At 58.5% G+C, this 19,114-nt stretch carries 20 protein-coding genes and 1 riboswitch; of the genes, 13 read left to right on the top strand and 7 right to left on the bottom strand.

The genetic code is table 11. The annotated features are described in order from the left end of the window. Positions 1 to 14: 14 nt before the first annotated feature. Complete coding sequence (gene mnmC1 / locus VNZ60_RS14375) at positions 15 to 1,838, bottom strand: FAD-dependent 5-carboxymethylaminomethyl-2-thiouridine(34) oxidoreductase MnmC1 (protein WP_325660240.1); 1,824 nt, start codon at positions 1,836 to 1,838, stop codon at positions 15 to 17. Between the two features lie 20 nt (positions 1,839 to 1,858). Beyond that, on the bottom strand, positions 1,859 to 2,797 hold the full coding sequence (locus tag VNZ60_RS14370; RefSeq protein WP_325660238.1) for a TraB/GumN family protein: 939 nt from the start codon (positions 2,795 to 2,797) through the stop codon (positions 1,859 to 1,861). A 45-nt stretch (positions 2,798 to 2,842) separates the two neighbouring features. Here VNZ60_RS14370 and VNZ60_RS14365 point away from each other — a divergent pair, with 45 nt between their 5' ends. The 7 genes from VNZ60_RS14365 (at position 2,843) to VNZ60_RS14335 (ending at position 10,025) form a co-directional block, all read left to right on the top strand. After that, the gene (locus VNZ60_RS14365; protein ID WP_325660236.1) at positions 2,843 to 3,541 is read left to right on the top strand and encodes an HAD-IA family hydrolase; all 699 of its coding nucleotides are present in this window, start codon (positions 2,843 to 2,845) and stop codon (positions 3,539 to 3,541) included. Between the two features lie 71 nt (positions 3,542 to 3,612). Further along, complete coding sequence (gene slmA / locus VNZ60_RS14360) at positions 3,613 to 4,188, top strand: nucleoid occlusion factor SlmA (RefSeq protein WP_325660234.1); 576 nt, start codon at positions 3,613 to 3,615, stop codon at positions 4,186 to 4,188. A gap of 90 nt (positions 4,189 to 4,278) precedes the next feature. Next, a complete protein-coding gene (locus VNZ60_RS14355; protein ID WP_325660399.1) occupies positions 4,279 to 5,412 on the top strand; it encodes an ABC transporter substrate-binding protein in 1,134 nt (377 codons plus the stop codon). A 17-nt stretch (positions 5,413 to 5,429) separates the two neighbouring features. Then, positions 5,430 to 6,491, top strand: a complete 1,062-nt coding sequence (locus tag VNZ60_RS14350) for a branched-chain amino acid ABC transporter permease (protein WP_325660232.1) — start codon at positions 5,430 to 5,432, stop codon at positions 6,489 to 6,491. After that, entirely contained in the window at positions 6,491 to 8,305 is a 1,815-nt protein-coding gene (locus VNZ60_RS14345) for a branched-chain amino acid ABC transporter ATP-binding protein/permease (protein ID WP_325660230.1), read from the top strand. Before VNZ60_RS14350 ends, VNZ60_RS14345 begins: the two co-directional genes overlap by 1 nt. Then, on the top strand, positions 8,298 to 9,056 hold the full coding sequence (locus tag VNZ60_RS14340) for an ABC transporter ATP-binding protein (RefSeq protein ID WP_325660228.1): 759 nt from the start codon (positions 8,298 to 8,300) through the stop codon (positions 9,054 to 9,056). Before VNZ60_RS14345 ends, VNZ60_RS14340 begins: the two co-directional genes overlap by 8 nt. Positions 9,057 to 9,140: 84 nt before the next feature. Next, positions 9,141 to 9,309: riboswitch (FMN riboswitch) on the top strand. A gap of 161 nt (positions 9,310 to 9,470) precedes the next feature. Continuing rightward, positions 9,471 to 10,025: a 6,7-dimethyl-8-ribityllumazine synthase gene (locus VNZ60_RS14335; RefSeq protein ID WP_325660227.1), complete on the top strand. Its 555-nt coding sequence runs from the start codon at positions 9,471 to 9,473 to the stop codon at positions 10,023 to 10,025. On the opposite strand, the gene VNZ60_RS14330 is transcribed toward VNZ60_RS14335, so the two are convergent. From VNZ60_RS14330 to gpmA, 5 genes are all read right to left on the bottom strand, one after another. Then, positions 10,019 to 10,411, bottom strand: a complete 393-nt coding sequence (locus tag VNZ60_RS14330; RefSeq protein WP_325660225.1) for a nuclear transport factor 2 family protein — start codon at positions 10,409 to 10,411, stop codon at positions 10,019 to 10,021. The two genes, VNZ60_RS14335 and VNZ60_RS14330, sit on opposite strands and share 7 nt — an antisense overlap. After that, complete coding sequence (locus VNZ60_RS14325; protein ID WP_325660223.1) at positions 10,408 to 11,175, bottom strand: HesA/MoeB/ThiF family protein; 768 nt, start codon at positions 11,173 to 11,175, stop codon at positions 10,408 to 10,410. Before VNZ60_RS14325 ends, VNZ60_RS14330 begins: the two co-directional genes overlap by 4 nt. Before the next feature lie 91 nt (positions 11,176 to 11,266). Then, complete coding sequence (locus VNZ60_RS14320) at positions 11,267 to 12,793, bottom strand: S41 family peptidase (protein WP_325660221.1); 1,527 nt, start codon at positions 12,791 to 12,793, stop codon at positions 11,267 to 11,269. Positions 12,794 to 12,796: 3 nt separating this feature from the next. Next, the gene (locus VNZ60_RS14315; protein WP_414648843.1) at positions 12,797 to 14,254 is read right to left on the bottom strand and encodes a murein hydrolase activator EnvC family protein; all 1,458 of its coding nucleotides are present in this window, start codon (positions 14,252 to 14,254) and stop codon (positions 12,797 to 12,799) included. Positions 14,255 to 14,334: 80 nt separating this feature from the next. After that, positions 14,335 to 15,081, bottom strand: coding sequence for a 2,3-diphosphoglycerate-dependent phosphoglycerate mutase (gene gpmA, locus VNZ60_RS14310; protein ID WP_211462476.1), 747 nt, complete (start codon positions 15,079 to 15,081; stop codon positions 14,335 to 14,337). A gap of 204 nt (positions 15,082 to 15,285) precedes the next feature. On the opposite strand from gpmA, the gene VNZ60_RS14305 reads away from it, so the two are divergent. The 6 genes from VNZ60_RS14305 to gspG all read left to right on the top strand — a co-directional run bounded on the left by VNZ60_RS14305 (position 15,286) and on the right by gspG (position 19,111). After that, positions 15,286 to 15,696 carry a rhodanese-like domain-containing protein gene (locus VNZ60_RS14305; RefSeq protein WP_325660218.1) on the top strand — a complete coding sequence of 137 codons (411 nt, stop codon included), beginning with the start codon at positions 15,286 to 15,288 and terminating at the stop codon, positions 15,694 to 15,696. Positions 15,697 to 15,769: 73 nt separating this feature from the next. Further along, the gene (gene grxC / locus VNZ60_RS14300; protein ID WP_325660216.1) at positions 15,770 to 16,033 is read left to right on the top strand and encodes a glutaredoxin 3; all 264 of its coding nucleotides are present in this window, start codon (positions 15,770 to 15,772) and stop codon (positions 16,031 to 16,033) included. A 145-nt stretch (positions 16,034 to 16,178) separates the two neighbouring features. Next, positions 16,179 to 16,688 (top strand): protein-export chaperone SecB, encoded by a 510-nt coding sequence (gene secB, locus VNZ60_RS14295; RefSeq protein ID WP_325660215.1) that lies wholly within the window; start codon positions 16,179 to 16,181, stop codon positions 16,686 to 16,688. Positions 16,689 to 16,818: 130 nt separating this feature from the next. Further along, complete coding sequence (locus VNZ60_RS14290; protein WP_325660213.1) at positions 16,819 to 17,277, top strand: SH3 domain-containing protein; 459 nt, start codon at positions 16,819 to 16,821, stop codon at positions 17,275 to 17,277. A 104-nt stretch (positions 17,278 to 17,381) separates the two neighbouring features. Continuing rightward, positions 17,382 to 18,398, top strand: coding sequence for an NAD(P)H-dependent glycerol-3-phosphate dehydrogenase (locus tag VNZ60_RS14285; RefSeq protein ID WP_325660210.1), 1,017 nt, complete (start codon positions 17,382 to 17,384; stop codon positions 18,396 to 18,398). A 248-nt stretch (positions 18,399 to 18,646) separates the two neighbouring features. Then, positions 18,647 to 19,111, top strand: coding sequence for a type II secretion system major pseudopilin GspG (gene gspG / locus VNZ60_RS14280; RefSeq protein ID WP_325660209.1), 465 nt, complete (start codon positions 18,647 to 18,649; stop codon positions 19,109 to 19,111). The last annotated feature ends 3 nt before the right edge of the window (positions 19,112 to 19,114 follow it).

Genomic DNA, 19,114 nt, shown 5'->3' with positions numbered 1-19,114 from the left:
TTTTGTTGGCCAGCTTATCGCTGCGGTGTCGCGCCGCGTCGCTGCTGTTTTAATAAAAACCGCGCCGGATCGAGCGCCGCCGCCAGATCGGCCTCGATCGGCAACGGTTCTCCATTCAGCTGCGACGCCAGCAATTCCGCCGCCAGCGGCGCCCATATCAAACCGCGTGAGGCATAACCGAGCAGGCTGTAGAGGCCGGGGAAACGGGGCAGGTCTTTCAATTTTGCTTCGCGCACTGCGCATGCGCCGTCTTTATCCGGTAAGGCGCCGACCAGCGGCAGACGGTCGATCGCCACGCAGCGAAAACCGACGCGCCCCGCCAGCGGTAGTTGGCCCGCGCGCCAACCCGGCAGGATGTTGGCCAGGCGCGCCAGATTGGCGTCCTGGCTTTCCTGGCGCAGCGCCGACTGTTGATCCTCGTCGTAGGAAGCACCGACGCTGCAGACACCCTCATAAGCAGGGGTCAGGTAGGCTTCGCCGCAGAGTACCGGCGTGATGGCCGGAACCTGCTTTGCCTCAAGATAGGTGACTTGGCCGCGGATGGCGCTTAAGGGTAAATCTTCTGCCTGGGAAAAACGCAGGGCGTCGCAGGCATTCGCCAGAATCACCACCGGCGCACTGGCTATCTCTGCGCCGTGCTGGTCGCGTATGGTCCAGCAATTCTTATCTTTGCCTTGCTGGCGTTCGATGCTTGCGGCGCGCCGTCCGAAATGGATTTGCAGGTGAGTGCCGCAACTATCCAGCATGGCTTGGCAAAGGCTGCTCGGCCGCACCCAGCCGGCGGCCGGAAAATACCAGCCGCCGCCGCTGACCGGGCTGCCGGCGCGCTCACTTGCGACGGCTTGATCCAGCCACTGCGCATAGTCGGCCGGATAGCGCCAGTGCCTTGCCAATTGCTGCTGGCCCTCGGCATGCTCGGCATCGCGGGCGATCTGGAGGACGCCGCAGGCAGCGCCGTCAAAGGTGTTGCCGATGCCGCCTAACTGGCGCCAGACCTGCAGGGCGAACAAATAGGCGCTACGGCTGAGGCGCGAGCCGGGGTTGTCGTCGCGCGATAGCACTGGCATGAAAATGCCGGCAGGATTGCCGGACGCCTGCTGCGCCGGTGTGGTCTGGCTCTCAATCAGATCGACGCTCCAGCCACGCTGCACCAGGCGTTGGCAAGCTGCGCTGCCGGCCAGGCCGGCGCCGATGACAATCGCGCGGCGCTCGCTATGGGCAGTTGTTGCTGCAGGACGTGGCTTAAAACGTGGCGTAAAACGGCCGCGCAAAGCGCTGGTTTGGGGCTCGCCGTCAGCCGCATTTTCAAATACAAATCCGGCTTGTTGTAGCTGCTTGCGTGCGACTTCTTCCGCTACTGAAATATCCAGACTGGCATGCTCGGCAGCCAATCTGCCCAGGGTGCTTAGCACCTGCATAGGCCACGCTTTCCAACCGTGCCCATGGATTCGGAAGGCATCCACTTTTGCCACGATCTGACGCAGGCAAGTGGCGCTATCGCCGATCATCAGCGTCAGGATCAGTTGTTCATGTTGTAGAAAAATCCGATGAAACCCCGGCACCGCCGGCGGCCATGCTGAACACAGCTCGGCGCACAAGATCTGCCATTCCGGGAATCTGGCGCAGACTAGCTGCAAATCGTGGAGCGTTGTAAGTTGCGGCAGCGGCGCCAGATAATGCAATTGCCGGGACCGTTGCGGATCCTCAAGCCAAGTTTGCCAGGTGGCGAAAAAATGCTCGCCGCTGCCGAATTCGCTATCCAGCAAGACGAAGTTTTCCCGCCCCTGCCAATGGGGCGCGTGATAACTCAACGAGGTAGCTGGATCCGGGGTCGTCATGGCGGTGCGGCAAACGTTGGCTAGTAAATCCGGGTGACCTTGTAACCGCGTTGCTGAAGTATCGCCAGCACGCTGTTTTTCCCCACCAGATGCAGCATGCCGATGCCGACGAAAGCATGCGGTGTTGCGGTCGTCAATTTGGCGATGCCGTCCGCCAGGCCCGGGTTGCGTTCATCCAGCAAGGCGCGTTGCACGAATTTTCCGGTGAAAGTGTCATCGCTGGTCAATTCTGCCAGCATGGCTGCCATGCCGTCGACATCGCCATTGCGCCACAGCGTGATCATCTGCACTGAGCGTTGCGCCTTGGCCGGGTCTTGTATTTCATCGATGCTGTCTTGCAGGAACTGGATCTGCTCGGCCGACGTCAGTTTGCCCAGCAAGGACACCTGCTGTTCGGCAGTCTCCAGTTCGATCAATGGCTTGCCGTGGCTTTTCGCAAAGGTGGCCAAGGTGGTATCGACCCCATACTGCGGCAGATAACCCTGATGCGTGTATTCGCCGACGCCAAGCACGGTCGCCAGCAGCCACGGTTTCATGTTGGCCACCGCGGCCGGCGTCAGGCCGTACTTTTCCAGCAATGGATTGATCTGCTGTTGCAGCGGCGACGGCAGTTCCTGCGCCAGCGACTTGCCATCGGCATAGACGCCGTATTTGCTCATCAGGGCGGCCAATCCCTGTGTGTTGCTGGGATCGATTTCCAGCGCTACCGACGACGAATGTTGCAGCGCTTGCAAGACTTTGTCATCGAAAGGATAAAAATCGGCACGGCCGACGTGGATGGTGCCGAAGACATAAGCGCTGTGGTTGGAACGCTGTATCTTGAACAGCGCGCCGCCCTGGCGGCCGTGGCCGGCTACTATGGCCGGGGCCGCCACTGCGTCCGCAGCGTTGGCCGGGGCGGCCGGCGCCAGCAAGCTTAGCGGCAACCAGCACAATGTCACTATAATCTGACGAAGCACACTTTCTCCTTGATAACGAATGCACCGAATGCACACTCCGGCACAATGGTAACGAATACTACAGCGCTCTGGCTGTTCGATCTGGACAATACCCTGCACAACGCCTCGCACGCAATTTTCCCGGCGATTCATGACAATATGAACGCCTTCATGGCGCGCACCCTGGGCAGCGGCGGCGTCGACGCCGACGCCGCCACCGTCAATGCCGCCAGGGAGGAGTATTGGCGGCGCTACGGCGCAACCTTGCTGGGCCTGGTTAAACATCATCAGGTGCGGCCTGAGGATTTTTTGCGTGAAGCGCATCGGTTTGACGATCTGCCAAGCATGATCCGGGCCGAACGCGGCCTGATCAATCTGCTCAAGCGCCTGCCGGGGCGCAAGATCCTGTTGACCAATGCACCGCTGCGTTATTCCGGCGACGTCATGCGCCACTTGCGCTTGCAGCGTCATTTCGGCAAGCATATTTCGATCGAGTCGATGCACGTCCATCGGCGATTGCGGCCAAAACCGTCGCGCCACCTGTTGCGCCAGCTGCTGGCGCGGGAACGTGTTGCAGCGCGCCGTTGCATCCTGGTGGAAGACACGATAGCCACACTGAAGGCGGCCAAATGGGTCGGCATGCGTACGGTATGGGTCACGCAATACCTGGCCGACCAGTCAAATGTGACAAAGCGCCCCAAATACGTCGATGTCAAAGTAAAATCGGTGCGGCAGCTGAGCAAGAATCTGCATCGCTTGTGTTGAAGCCGCTGCTGCGGCTTGAACAGGGAGCAAGCACAGTTTTTCTTTACCCCATCATTACTAAAATAAAAATCATGGCAACTACTAAACCCGGCGAGCGCAAACTCCAGATTCTTCAGACCCTGGCCGCTATGCTGGAACAGCCCAAGGGCGAAAAGATAACCACCGCCGCGCTGGCGGCCAGGATCGAGGTCTCGGAAGCGGCCCTGTATCGGCACTTCGCCAGCAAGGCGCAGATGTTCGAGGGCTTGATCGATTTCATCGAGAGCAGCGTTTTCGGCCTGGTCAACCAGATTACCGAACAGCAGGAAAAAGGCTTGCATCAGGCGCAGGCGATTGCACTCATGCTGCTCAATTTTGCCGAACGCAATCCGGGCATGACCCGGGTCATGATCGGCGATGCGCTGGTCAATGAAGACGAACGCCTGCAGCTACGCATGAATCAATTCGTCGACCGCATCGAGCTGGCGTTGAAACAGGCGCTGCGGATCGCCGCCTCGCAAGGGGAGTCGAATGAAGCGGAAGTAGCGCTACGCGCCAATATCCTGACCAGCTTTGTGCTGGGACGCTGGCAGCGTTTTGCCAAAAGCCGTTTCCAGCACAAGCCGGGCGATGACGCGGCGCAACAGATTGCATTGATGCTGCTGTAGTACCAGTCACATTAGTAGCAGCTATATTTTTACCAAAATGGAGCAGATTTAATGAAAAAAACATGGTTGGGGACTACCCTTTCCGCAGTAATGACGGTAGCGCTGCTTAGTGCCTACGGCAGCGCAAGCGCCCAGATCAAGGTCGGCGTGAGTGTCTCCGCCACCGGGCCTGCAGCCTCGCTTGGCATCCCGGAAAAAAATACTTTCGTCCTGTTGCCGAAGGAAATCGCCGGCCAGAAGGTGCAATACATCGTGCTCGACGACGCCACCGACAGTACCACCGCAGTCAAGAATGCACGCAAGCTGATCAGTGAAGAAAAGGTTGATTTGCTGATCGGTTCGACTGCTGTTCCCGGTTCGCTGGCGATGAGCGATGTCGCCGCAGAATCCGGCACGCCGATGATTTCGATGGCAGCTTCGGCCGCGCTGATCGAACCGGTAGACGCCAAGCGTCGCTGGATTTTCAAGACCCCGCAGAATGACTCGCACATGGCAACTGCGATCATCGCCCACATGGCGGACGCCGGCATCAAGAGCGTTGCCTTTATCGGTTTCTCGGATGCGTATGGCGAGGGCTGGTATCGCGAATTTTCCAAGCTGGCCGAGCTGCGCAAGATCAAGATTGTCGCCAACGAACGCTTCGCCCGCAACGATACCTCGGTCACCGGGCAGGTGCTGAAAATGGTCAGCGCCAATCCTGATGCGGTACTGATTGCCGGCGCTGGCACACCTGCCGCCTTGCCGCAAAAAACGCTGAACGAGCGCGGCTACAAAGGCAAGATTTATCAGACCCACGGCGTCGCCAACAATGACTTCCTGCGCGTCTGCGGCAAGGATTGCGACGGCACCTTCCTGCCGGCCGGCCCGTTGCTGGTGGCCGAGCAGCTGCCGGACAGCAATCCGGTCAAGAAATCGGCCATGGCTTACCGCGCCGCCTACGAGAAAGCCTATGGTGCCGGCAGTATTTCGACCTTTGGCGGCCACGCCTGGGACGCCGGCATGTTGCTAGGCGCCGCTGCACCGCAAGCGCTGAAAAAGGGGCAGCCGGGCAGCAAGGAATTCCGCGCTGCGCTGCGTGACGCTATCGAAGCCATCAAGAATCTGCCGGTATCGCACGGCATCGTGAACATGAGCCCGACCGATCACGTCGGCTTCGATCAGCGCTCGCGCGTGATGGTCGAAATCGTTAACGGCAAGTGGAAACTGATCGGCGCTGCGCAGTAACGCAGCAGAATAAAATCATGGATCTCTCAATAGCCGCCATCCTGGCTCAGGATGGCATCACCAGCGGTGCGGTATATGCACTGCTGGCGCTGGCGCTGGTGCTGGTATTTTCGGTAACCCGCGTCATCTTTATCCCACAGGGTGAATTCGTTGCTTTCGGCGCTCTGACGCTGGCGGCGATCCAGGCCGACAAATTTCCCTTGTCGGCGACCTTGCTGGTAGTGCTCGGCATTCTGAGTTTTATCCAGGAAGCGGCGACTGTGGTTTTCAGCCGTAACGCTAGCGGTGACACCCTGCGCGCCCGGCGACTCGGTTTGGCGCTGCTGAAGTTCGTGCTGTTGCCGCTGGCTATCTATGCGGTCACCCGTTGGTATGGCCATGCCGCCTTAGCGATGCCATTGCAGGTTTTATTGACCTTGCTGATCGTGGTGCCGATGGGGGCGATGATTTACCGGCTGGCGTTCCAGCCGCTGGCGGAAGCCAGCACGCTGGTCTTGCTGATCGTATCGGTGGCGGTGCACTACGCCCTGATCGGTATCGGCTTGCTGATGTTCGGCGCCGAAGGTTCGCGCACCACGCCGTTTTCCGACGCTCGCTTCGACATCGGCGGCCTGACTATTTCCGGCCAGAGCTGCGTGATCATTGTGGTCTCACTGCTGCTGATTGTTGCGCTCTACGTTTATTTCGAACGCACCTTGTCCGGCAAGGCTTTGCGCGCCACCGCCGTCAACCGGCTTGGGGCGCGCCTGGTCGGTATCGGCACCGCGCAAGCGGGGCGTTCGGCGTTCACGCTGGCCGCTGCATTGGGCGCCTTGTGCGGCATCCTGATCGCGCCGTTGACCACTGTGTATTACGACAGCGGTTTCCTGATCGGCTTGAAGGGTTTTGTCGGCGCTATTATCGGCGGCCTTGGCAGTTATCCGATTGCCGCCGCCGGCGCTTTACTGGTGGGTTTGCTGGAATCGTATTCCTCGTTCTGGGCCAGCGCGTTCAAGGAAGTGATCGTGTTTACCCTGATCATCCCGGTGCTGCTGTGGCGTTCGCTGAGCAGCAAGCAGATCGATGAGGGCGATCAGTGATGCCTAAATTCTCCTTTAGCAAGCTGCCATTGCTTGGCTTCGTCGCAGTGTTGGTTTTGCTGCCGATCCTGCCGACGCCGGAATTCTGGATCACCCTGGCCAATTACATCGGCCTGTACGCCATCGTTGCCTTGGGCCTGGTGCTGTTGACCGGCGTGGGCGGCCTGACTTCCTTCGGCCAGGCGGCGTTTGTCGGCCTCGGCGCTTACGCCACCGCTTATCTGAGCACTCAATTCGGCCTGTCGCCGTGGTTAGGCTTGCTAGCCGGCTTGTGCGTGACAACGCTGGCGGCGCTGTCGATCGGTGCGATTACGATGCGTTTGTCCGGCCACTATCTGCCGCTCGGCACCATCGCCTGGGCGCTGTCGCTGTATTTCCTGTTCGGCAATCTGGAATTCCTCGGCAAATACGATGGCTTGAACGGCATCCCAGCGGTCAACCTGTTTGGGGTTGAACTCGATAGCGGCCGCAAGATGTTTTACCTGATCTGGGCGATTTTGCTGGTGGCGCTGATCGGTTTGCAGAATCTGTTGAACTCGCGTTCCGGCCGCGCCATCCGCGCGCTCAACGGCGGCGCAGTGATGGCCGAGGCGATGGGCGTCAACACCACCTGGATCAAAGTGCTGATCTTCGTGCTGGCGGCGTTGCTGGCCAGCGTCTCCGGCTGGTTGTATGCGCATCTGCAACGTTCGGTCAGTCCGACGCCGTTCGGTCTCAACGCCGGTATCGAGTATCTGTTCATGGCGGTGGTGGGCGGCGCCGGTTATGTGTGGGGCGCGATTCTTGGATCGGCTTTGCTGACCTTGCTGAAGGACCAGTTGCAAACGCTGTTGCCGAAACTGCTGGGGGCAAATGGCAATTTCGAAACCATCGTCTTCGGCATTCTGATGCTACTGCTGTTGCAACGCGCACGCGATGGTTTGTGGCCTTATTTATCTCTTTTCTTGCGGCGATGGATACCGAACAAGCCAACTGCACTGGCGCCGCAATCTGCCGCGTCGTTAGCGCTTCGAGCCAGGCATGCGGATGCCGAAGTGGTGCTGGAGATCGAGCGCGCGCGCAAGGAATTCGGCGGCCTGGTGGCGGTCAACGACATGAGCTTCAGCGTCAGCGCCGGCCAGATCGTTGGTTTGATCGGCCCTAACGGCGCCGGCAAATCGACCATGTTCAATCTGGTTACCGGGGTCTTGCCGTTGACCAGCGGTTCGATCAAGTTCCGTGCGCAAAATGAGTTGCAGCAGATATCCGGTTTGCCGTCGCGCCAGATCGTTGCCCGCGGCATCGCCCGCACCTTCCAGCATGTGCGGCTGATGAGCAGCATGACAGTACTTGAAAACGTCGCCATCGGTGCGCATCTGCGCGCTCACCGCAACGACGTCAGCGGTATCGCGCGCGGCCTGTTGCGGCTTAACCGCGGCGAAGAGCAGACCTTGTTGTTTGAAGCAAAAAAACAATTGGAACGGGTCGGCCTTGGGCATCTGCTATATGAAGAAGCCGGCAGCCTGGCGCTGGGCCAGCAGCGGATTCTGGAAATCGCCCGCGCGCTGTGTTGCGATCCGACCTTGCTGTTGCTGGACGAACCGGCAGCAGGTTTGCGTTATCAGGAAAAGCTGGCGTTGGCTGATTTGCTGCGCAAGCTGAAGGCGGAGGGGATGAGCATTTTGCTGGTGGAGCACGATATGGATTTTGTCATGAACCTGACGGATCATTTGGTAGTGATGGAATTCGGCAGCAAGATCGCGCAAGGTTTGCCGGCCGAGATACAACAAGATCCTGCTGTGCTGGAAGCTTATCTGGGAGGCATCGATGACTAACTCTGTGTCCGCCCCGGTGCTTGCAGTCGATGATCTGCACGTTGCTTACGGCAAGGTCGAGGCCTTGCATGGCGCCAGTCTGCAAGTCGGCGCCGGCCAGATCGTGACCGTGATCGGTCCTAATGGCGCCGGCAAATCGACCATGCTGAATGCGATCGCCGGCGCCATGCCGAACAACGGCAGCATGCGCGGCAAGATCAGTCTGCTGGGTGAAAATATCGACAGCGTGGCGATCGAAACGCGGGTTGCGCGCGGCATGTGCCTGGTGCCGGAAAAGCGCGAGCTGTTTGCCAGCATGACGGTGCAAGACAATCTGCTGCTAGGCAGTTATCGCCGCTACAAAGCCGGCGACCACGCTTACGCCGACCAGATGGCGGTAGTGTACGACTTGTTCCCACGCTTGCAGGAGCGCCGCAAACAACAGGCCGGCAGCCTGTCCGGTGGCGAGCGGCAAATGCTGGCGCTGGGACGCGCCTTGATGGCGAAGCCGCAATTGCTGATGCTGGACGAGCCTAGTCTCGGTCTGGCGCCGCTGATCGTGAAAGAGATTTTCCACATCATCGTGCGCCTGAAGCAGACCGGCGTGGCGATCTTGCTGGTCGAGCAAAACGCCCGTGCGGCCTTGCAGGCTGCCGATTACGCCTATGTGCTCGAAACCGGTGACATGGTGTTGCAAGGGCCGGCGGAGCAACTGGCGCATGATCCGAAAGTGATAGCCACCTATCTCGGGCTGGCCAAGAAAACCGGTTGACGTTGCGCTCTCGGGAAAGCGGCCGGGCTTCTGCAGCGCTGCAACTTCTGTGATAAATTCTCTGCTCGCTCAAGAAATCGAGCGAAACGTTCTCAGGGCGGGGTGCGATTCCCCACCGGCGGTAATTGCGTGCAACGCGCATAGCCCGCGAGCGCTTGTTGCAGTGTCGGTGGCAAGATGAGCCGCAGCAAGGTCAGCAGACTCGGTGTGATCCCGGGGCCGACGGTATAGTCCGGATAAAGAGAGAACAGGTTGCGCGCTAGTTTCTAGGAATCGATAAGTGTCTTGCCGACGAGGCAGCGGCATCGCCGTTGCTATTGGTATTGCTGGCCAGCGCTCGTGGATTCCGTATAAATTCTCGCTTCCTTTCGATCCAACACGCCCTGTTTTATTTTTTTAAACAGGAGTCTTCAAATGCAACAGCAGCACACGCAACAACAACACACTCAAGCAGTCGATATCAAATCAAAAACTCCTGGCGCCGCAGCTGATGACCGCATCGCATTCATCCAGGCCGGCTGGCATCGCGAGATAGTGGATCAATGCCGGATCGCCTTCATTGCGGAAATAGCCAAGGCCGGCTACACCGAGCAACACATCGATTTCTTCGAAGTCGCCGGCGCTTTCGAAATCCCCTTGCACGCCAAACTGCTGGCCAACAGTAGCAAGTACGCCGCTGTCGTAGCCACCGGGCTAGTGGTGGACGGCGGCATCTATCGCCATGAATTCGTGGCGCAGGCGGTGATCAGCGGTTTGATGCAGGTGCAACTGGAAACCGCGGTGCCGGTGCTGTCGGCGGTATTGACGCCGCATCATTTCCACGGCGGCGAAGAACATCAGAAATATTTCTTTGAGCATTTCCTGGTGAAGGGCGCGGAAGCTGCGCGTGCTTGTGCTGACACTATCCAGAAATTGCGGGTTCTGAAAGCCGCGCAGCCGGCTGCACGCGCTTTGCATAGCGCTTATTGAATTGCCTCGACCAGGTGTTTTCGATTGGCCGGAGCCGGATACGGCTCTGGCCAGTACTCAACAATGCGGGTAATTTTGCTGTCGGCAATCGTGAAGAAGGTAACGGCTTTCGCCTGTTGCACGCCGTCGGTAATGCTGACTTCGGACACTGCCTCGGTCTGATTGCCAACGATGCGATGAATTGAGAATCGCCATGGTCCGTTTGCCGGATATTCGGCATTCATTGCGGCGAACCGATCCTTGCCTCGGATGCGCTCATTGCTCTGGGGCCAATCAAGCACGAATTCCTCTGCGAGTATCACGCCGACCGATGAGAAATCGTTGGTAGCCATCAGCCGCCAGAATTCTTGGACAACCGTGACCGCATGGTTCGATGCTGCGCTCATGCGACAGGCGAATGATCCTGTTTGCCGCACACCGGGCAGCCGGCATCACGGGCGACGCCGATGCGGGTCCATTCCATGCTGCGCGCATCCAGCATCAGCAGGAAACCGGACAAGGAGGTGCCGATGCCGGCGATCAGCTTGAGCGCTTCGGCCGCTTGCATGCTGCCGATGATGCCGACCAGCGGTGCGAACACACCCATGGTGGCGCAGGCAACTTCTTCGAATTCCCGATCCGGCGGGAACAGACAGGCATAACAAGGCGAACTGGCGTCGCGCGCATCGAATACGCTGATCTGGCCGTCGAACTGGATCGCCGCGCCGGAGACCAATGGCACTTGATGGGCGACGCAGGCGGCATTGATGGCTTGCCGTGTGGCGAAGTTGTCGCTGCAATCGATGACCACATCGGCGGCGCTGATCAGTTGATCGAGACGCGCCTGGTCGGCGCGTTCGGCCAATGCCGCCACCTGGATGTCGGGATTGATTTGCGTCATGGCGGTTTTGCCGGAACTGACCTTGGCCTGGCCGACGCGTTCGCTGGTGTGCAGGATTTGCCGTTGCAGATTAGTCAGGTCGACGTTGTCGTTATCCACCAGCGTGATGTGACCAACCCCGGCCGACGCCAGATACATGGCGACTGGCGAGCCGAGGCCGCCGGCGCCGATGATCAGCGCGTGCGCTGCCAGGAATTTTTCCTGGCCGGCGATGTCGATGTCATCCAGCAGGATGTGGCGTGAATAGCGGAGTAATTGCTGGTCGTTCATGGTGAGCTGCCAAATAGATAAACAATACTGCGGGTAGGGCGGACGCAAAAAAGGCCGCATCGCTGCGGCCTTAGTGTAGCGTGAAAAACGATTATTTTTTCTCGTTCTTCGGTTCGTTCTTCGGTCCATCTTTCTTGATGATGGCGCCATCTTCCGGAGCCGGCTTGTCATCTTTAGAGGTCTTGCCATCCTTCTCGGTTTCCGAGCGGATTTCCGGTTTTATCGCGGACACTTTTACCGGCAGACCCTTCAACTGGTTGAGCGCCTGCGCCAGCTGGAAATCGTCCTTGCTGCCGAATTCCAGTGGTTTGCTGCGTTTCTTTTCGATCGCCGCAATGCGCTGTGCTTCTTCCAGTTCGTCGACCTTGGCTGCAGCGACTTCAGGACCTTTGTCGGTATCGTTGCTCAGATGCTTGGTCAGGTCGGCTTCGCGCAGACGCAGGCCGTTCAAGCCGTCGCCGTCGGCATATTCATCCACCATCACATCTGGCACGATGCCTCTGGCCTGGATCGAGCGGCCGTTCGGCGTGTAGTAACGGGCCGTGGTCAGCTTGACTGCGGTGTTGCGTTCCGGCGGCAGAGCGATCACCGATTGCACCGAACCCTTGCCGAAGGTTTGCGTGCCCATGATGGTGGCGCGCTTATAGTCTTGCAAGGCGCCGGCCACGATTTCCGAGGCGGAGGCGGAACCGGTATTGACCAACACTACCATCGGCACTTTCTTCAGCGCTTCCGGCAGGCGTGCCAGTGGATCATTGCCCGGATTGGCATAGTATTCACGCTTGGCGTAGAACGAGGCCTTGGAGCTTGGCAACTGGCCGTTGGTGGTGACGACTACCGAATCCTTAGGCAGGAAAGCGGCGGAGACACCGATTGCGCCCGGCAAGACGCCGCCCGGATCGTTACGCAAATCCAGCACCAGACCCTTCAGATTCGGCTCTTGCGCATAGATGGCGGCAATTTTCTTGGCCATGTCGTCGACCGTCGGTTCCTGGAACTGGGTCACGCGCAACCAGGCGTAACCCGGTTCAATCACTTTCCCCTTGACGCTCTGGACGCGGATTTCCTGGCGCGTGATGCTGAAGATCAGCGGCTTGTCTTCATCCTTGCGCGAGATGGTCAGGGTGATCTTGGTATTGGGCTCGCCGCGCATGCGCTTGACTGCCTGCTCCAGGGTCAGGCCCTTGACCGGCGTGGCGTCGAGGCGGGTGATCAGGTCGCCGGCCTTGATGCCAGCGCGGTAGGCCGGTGAATCCTCGATTGGCGAAACCACCTTGATGTAGCCTTCTTCCATGCCGACTTCGATGCCGAGGCCGACAAATTTACCTTGGGTGCTCTCGCGCAACTCCTTGTAAGCCTTCTTGTCCAGATAGGCGGAATGCGGGTCGAGCGAGGCCACCATGCCGGAAATGGCTTCGGTCAGCAGTTTTTTATCGTCGGCCGGTTCGACATAATCGGACTTGATCAGGCCGAAAACATCGGCCAGTTGCCGCAATTCTTCCAGCGGCAATGGCGCTGCAGCGCTTTTCTGTGCAATCGCGTCGAACTGAATGGAGGCGCCTATTCCTGCAATGACGCCTAAACTGATCAGACCGATATTCTTGAGTTTACTGCCCATGTTTCACCTAGTAGTTACCCATCCGAGTGGGTCAAACGCACGGCCTTGATGCCGAATTTCAAAGTATAAACCCGATTGTTCATTGCCGCCGCTGTTGCCGGCGCTGGCAATCACGTCGCCGCTTTTCACGGCGTCTCCGGGACGCTTCAATAATGCCTGATTATTACCGTAAATCGTCATGTACTGGTTGCCGTGATCGACAATGATCAGATTGCCGAAGCCGCGCAGCCAGTCGGCAAAGACTACCCGGCCGGCGGCAACCGCCTTGACCTCGCTGCCTTCGGCGGTGCGGATAAACAAGCCTTTCCAGCTCGGACCGTCGCCGCGCTTGCTGCCAAAGCGGGCCATGACGTCGCCCCGCACCGGCAATCTGAGCTGGCCGCGCAGCGATTCGAACGACTTGCCATAGGCGTTATCCTTGCCGGCTTCAGGGGTCAGTTCGTTACTTGCCAATGGCGTCGGCGCCGGGGGCTGCGTTGTCGCTGGCTGCGGCGTTGCCACCACTGCTGGCGGCTGATCGTCGTCGATCGCATCCGGATTTGGCACCTTCGGCTTGCCCTGATTATCGGTGGCAGGCGGCTTTTTGGCCTGGGCCGCGCGCTGTTGCTCAAGCAAGCGCTGGCGTTCACGTTCACGCGCTGCCTGGGCTTGGGCCTTCGCTTGCGCCTGGGCCAACTGCTGCTGGCGCAGTTTTTCGCGGGCTGCGGCGTCGGCGATCTTTTGTTCTTCGATCAATTGCGCCAATTTGTCGACCAGGCCTGACAGGCGTTGATCGTCGCGCTGGATATTCCCGGCTTCCTTGCGCTGGCTGACCAGTTTGCTGGAAAGCTGGGTCAGCAGCGTAGCGCGCTTGGCTTTTTCCTTTTCCAGCAGATTCTTTTGATCTCGCTGTTCCTGGGCGATTTCATCCAGGTCGTCCTTGGCGTCCTGAGCTTCAGTCTGGTTGGCTTCCACCGCAGCCAGATTGGTGCGCAGCGATTCCAGCAGCCTGGCTTGCGCCTGCGATACATATCCCATGTATTGCAGATCGCGATTGATGCGATTCGGGTTGTCGCCCGACAACAGCAGCTTGATGCGGTCTTCATTGCCGGCCACGTATTGCTGGCGCAGCAAGTTGGCCAATTGGGTCTGCTGCAAAGCCACGGTTTTGCTTAATTGGTCGTGCTGTTTCGCCAGCTGGGCCAGTTTGGCTTCGGTTTGCTTTTGTTCTGCGCCGAGATCGCGCAAGGAGCGGGTGGCCTTGGAAACGGCGGCTTCGGAGTCGGCCAGGGCGTCGCTGGCGTTGTCTTTCTCGGTTTCGGTCTGGCTGATGTCGCGCTTGAGGTTATCCAGTTTTTGGCGCAAGTCGGCGCGCTGTGCCTCAGCCGCCTGTTTTTGCTTGCTGCGCTCGGTTATTTTGACGGCGGCATTGGCGCTTGAGGGCAGCGCCGATACCAGCGCTGTCGCCAGCAACAGCGCCAATGAGCACGCTATCAGCCCCTTGCGGCGGCCAATGGCGCGATTGGATTTGCGTCTACCCAGAAGCTTGTCCAGCGAGATATTTATTTCGCTTTCCCCTGGCTGGCGACGGCGTTCATCGCCGCTGCTATCGCCTCTTGGTCGCCGAGGTAATAACTCTTGATCGGCTTCAGATCGGCGTCCAGTTCGTAGACCAGCGGCTGGCCGTTGGGGATGTTGAGGCCGACGATATCCTGGTCGCTGATGCCGTCCAGCATTTTGATCAGGGCGCGCAAGCTGTTGCCGTGGGCCGAGATGATGATGCGCTTGCCGCTGCGGATAGCTGGGGCGATGTCATCGTTCCAGAATGGTAATACACGTGCTACCGTGTCTTTCAGGCATTCGGTCAGCGGGATTTCTTCGCGTTTCAAACCGGCATAGCGCGGATCGTTATAGGAGGTGCGCGGATCGTCTGCATCCAGCGGCATAGGCGGCGTATCGTAGCTGCGGCGCCAGACCATGACCTGCTCGTCTCCGTATTTGGCCGCGGTTTCCGCCTTGTTCAAACCTTGCAAAGCGCCGTAGTGGCGTTCGTTCAGACGCCAGGCATGCCTGACCGGCAGCCACATCAGGTCCATCTCGTCGAGTGTGCCCCACAGGGTGCGAATGGCGCGCTTGAGTACTGAAGTGTAGGCCAGGTCGAAAGTGAAACCGGCTTGTTTCAGCAACTGCCCGGCTTGTTTGGCTTCGGCCACGCCTTTTTCGGTGAGGTCGACATCGACCCAGCCGGTGAAGCGGTTAGCCAGGTTCCAGGTGGATTCGCCGTGGCGCATCAATACGATTTTGTACATGGTAAGTTTGCTGTTTGCTAAGAGTAAGAAATCTATTGCCCGCCATTGGAATTCAGCCAGGGGCTCCCCATTTACACGACTGTAGCGACAGTAAAGCGCAAACGCGGGGGGCGCAAAGGTTTTTTCAGGGGACCTGATACGAATTGAATGGCGCCTCGGCTTCTATTTTATAATGGCGGGATTAACTAATACCATTGGATCACTGTGAAATTCTTGATTGATAACATTTTTCTGTTCGTAGCAGCCGCAGCGGCAATTTTATCGGGCGGCGCGCTGTTGCTGCCTTTGTTGCAAAAGCGCGGTAACCGGGTCTCGACTTTACAGGCTACCCAGCTGATTAACCAAGGTAAAACACTGGTGCTGGATGTGCGTGACAGCGCCGCATTTGCCGCCGCTCACCTGATCGATTCCAAAAATATTCCCTTGAAGGACTTGCCGCAGCGCATGGCCGAACTGGACAAGTTTAAAGCAAAGAACGTGTTGGTGGTTTGCCAGACTGGCAACCTGTCGGCCAAAGCCGTTGCACAATTGGGCCAGGCCGGCTTTGCCCAGGCCTATAACCTGGAGGGCGGTATCGCCGCCTGGCAGACCCAGGGTTTGCCTACGGTCAAATAATACAGTCGGAAAATACAGTCGGAACCGATAGCGGTATCCGACCCAGCCAATGATAAGGAAGCAGGGAACAATCATGACTGCCCATGTAGTAATGTATAGCACTGCGGTGTGCCCGTATTGCATTCGCGCCGAGCAATTGCTGAAGGCAAAAGGCGTGGAAACAATCGAAAAGATCCGGATTGATCTCGATCCGGCACAGCGCGACACGATGATGCAGAAGACCGGACGCCGCACGGTGCCGCAAATTTATATTGGCAAAACCCATGTCGGCGGCTTTGACGACTTGCATGCGCTTGATCGCGATGGCAAGCTGGAGCCTTTGCTGCAAAGCGCCTGATTTTCGGCAAGCAATTTTTGGCAACTAATTTTCGTCAATTTGCCGATGATTGAGGTATCGTTGCAGATTGTACTGAGACTGTACTTAGACCCGGCCAGCTGGCAGCGCTGCTATCTGGCAAATTTAAATTAACTGAAAGAGTGTCATGGCTGAAGAGAATCAACAAGTTGAGCAACCACAACCGGTGTTCCAGATTCAACGCGTTTACCTGAAAGATTTGTCGCTTGAACAACCGAATTCGCCGGCCATTTTCCTCGAGCAGGATGCGCCGCAAATCGAAGTCGCGGTAGATGTCGGTGCCGAAGCGTTGGCCGAAGGCATTTTCGAGTCGACTGTCACGGTTACCGTCACCGCCAAGGTGAAAGACAAGGTGGCGTTCCTGGTTGAAGGCAAGCAAGCCGGTATTTTCGAGTTGCGCAACATCCCGACCGAACAACTGGATCCTTTGCTCGGCATCGGCTGCCCGAACATCGTTTACCCGTATCTGCGCGCCAATCTGGCAGACGCTATCACCCGCGCCGGTTTCCCGCCTATTCACCTGGCCGAAATCAACTTCGAAGTGTTTTATCAGCAACGTCTGCAAGCACTGGCCGAGCAAGCGCAAAAGGGCAGCGGCGACAGCATCGCGGTTGACGGCACCTCCGCGATCAATTAATTTCGCGCAGCAAGCAGGGCGGATAGCGTAGTTTTGTTGGCAGTTTTGTTTTTCCGGCGCCAGACAGGCGGCGGCAGGCATGGCCGGCGCTGTCCACCCTGGAAGTTTTACCGCAACTGGAGAGCAATAGATGAATTTTGCACGCGTAGCCGGTATCACCGTTTTGTTGCTGGCAAGCTTGCTTGGTGTCGCCGGTTCTGCCCATGCGCTTGACTTCAAGGCGGTCGGCGCGGCGCCGGTAGTGTTATACGATGCGCCATCCGAAAAAGGCCGGCGGGTGGCGGTTGCGCCGCGCGGCATGCCGGTCGAAGTGGTGCTGACTTACGGCGAGTGGACCAAGGTGCGCGACGCCAGCGGCGATTTGTCGTGGTTGCAGTCCAAGGCGCTGGTCGCCAAGCGTAATCTGGTGGTGAGTGTCGCCAATGCCAAGATCCGGGCTAATCCGGACGATGCGGCAGCGGTAGTGTTTTCTGCCGACAAGGGCGTGTTGCTGGAGTTGCTTGATCCGGTGGCCTCCGGTTGGGCCAAGGTGCGCCATCGCGACGGTCAGACTGGCTATGTGAAGGCAGCTGAGGTATGGGGCGATTGAGCGCTGCTTTTGCGTCGTATTTGCGTGATTCTTGCGTTGTTTCATCTATTTTTGTTTGACCTCTTGGATGCAAGTAAGTGTCCTCTGAACCCACCATCCCATCCATGAATATCACCGTACTGGGCGCCGGCGCCTGGGGCACCGCCCTGGCGATCGCATTGGCGCAGCGCCACAATGTACTGCTGTGGGGACGTAATCCGGACACCATGGCGGCGACTGCCGCGCAGCGCGAAAACTCCGCCTACCTGCCCGGTTTTGCCTTGCCCGATGGACTGACTCTCAGCGCCGATTTTTCTCAGGCGATAAGGCATGTGACTAGCGACGCGCTGGCGAGTCAGAGCGAGGCCTTGCTGATCGTTGCCTCTTCCGTCGCCGGCCTGCGCGAGCTGGCGCAGCAACTGCTGGCTTTCCCCATTCCCAATATCGTCTGGTTGTGCAAGGGCTTCGAAGAAAATACGCGCTTGCTGCCGCATCAGATTGTGCGTCAGGTGCTGGGCGATGCGATCCCGGCTGCGGCGCTGTCCGGCCCGTCTTTCGCGCAGGAAGTAGCGCGCGGCCTGCCGTGCGCCTTGTCGGTCGCTAGCGGCGATGCGGGATTGTGCGAGCAAGTGGTGGCCGCGGTTCACGGCGGCAATATCCGCGTCTATTCCACCGACGATCTGGTCGGTGTCGAAGTCGGCGGTGCGGTAAAGAATATCCTGGCAATTGCCACCGGCGTTGCCGACGGCCTCGGCCTCGGCTTGAATGCGCGCGCGGCCTTGATCACCCGCGGCCTGGCAGAAATTACACGGCTCGGCGTCGCCCTCGGCGGCCGTAGCGAAACCTTCATGGGCTTGTCCGGGGTCGGCGATCTGATCTTGACCTGTACCGGCGACCTGTCACGCAACCGCAGGGTAGGGCTAAGCCTGGCGCAAGGTAAACCATTGGCATCCATCGTGACCGAACTTGGCCATGTCGCCGAGGGAGTGCGCTGCGCGGCTGCGGTGCGCGCCTTGGCGCAGGAATGCGGAGTCGACATGCCGATCACTAATGCGGTGGCAGGCGTTTTATTCGATGGCGATTCGTTGCAGGCTGTGATGGAACTGCTGTTATCGCGCAACCCGCGCGAAGAGGCGGCTTAAGCCTGCACATTCCCGCAGTTCGCAGTTTATAGCCTCAGCCCCGCCGTTTATTTTTGCGGATTGGGCGCGACGATGCAATGTCGTTGCGCGTGTTTCAAGTATTATCATTGCTTTGTGGCAAGACTGTGACAAAATCTGGATAAATACAGTGAATAGAATTATGTCTCTCTCCAGGGTTATTTAACAATGATTGCGGCATATAATCGCCCTTTCCAAACATGTCAGTGGTTTTTTTGATAAGGAAAGAAATGCTTAACACAATGCCTGCTCCCGTCCGACGTCGTTCTTCGCTCATCGTGCAGCGCGGCTTTACGCTGATTGAAATCATGGTGGTGGTGGTGATCATGGGGATTCTGGCGGCATTAGTGGTGCCGAAGCTGATGGGGCGTACCGATGATGCGCGGATCCAGGCCGCACGGCAGGACATCGGTACCCTGATGCAAGCGCTCAAGCTGTACAAGCTGGACAACCAGCGTTATCCGACCACGGAGCAAGGTTTACAGGCGCTGGTCGCCAAACCTACCAGCGGTCCCGCCGCCAATGGCTGGAAAAGCGGCGGTTATATCGACAAGCTGCCTAAAGATCCCTGGGGCAATCCTTATCAATTCCTGTCACCCGGCCTCAAGGGGGAAGTGGATATATTCTCGTATGGTCCAGATGGTCAGGCGGGTGGCGAACACAACGATGCCGTCATCGGCTCGTGGGATCTGTAATGT

The sequence above is a fragment of the Collimonas sp. genome (assembly GCF_035566375.1).
Classification (GTDB): Bacteria; Pseudomonadota; Gammaproteobacteria; order Burkholderiales; family Burkholderiaceae_D; genus Collimonas.
Note: the sequence above shows the minus strand (reverse complement) of the source record. Positions and strands in the feature narration are given on the sequence as shown.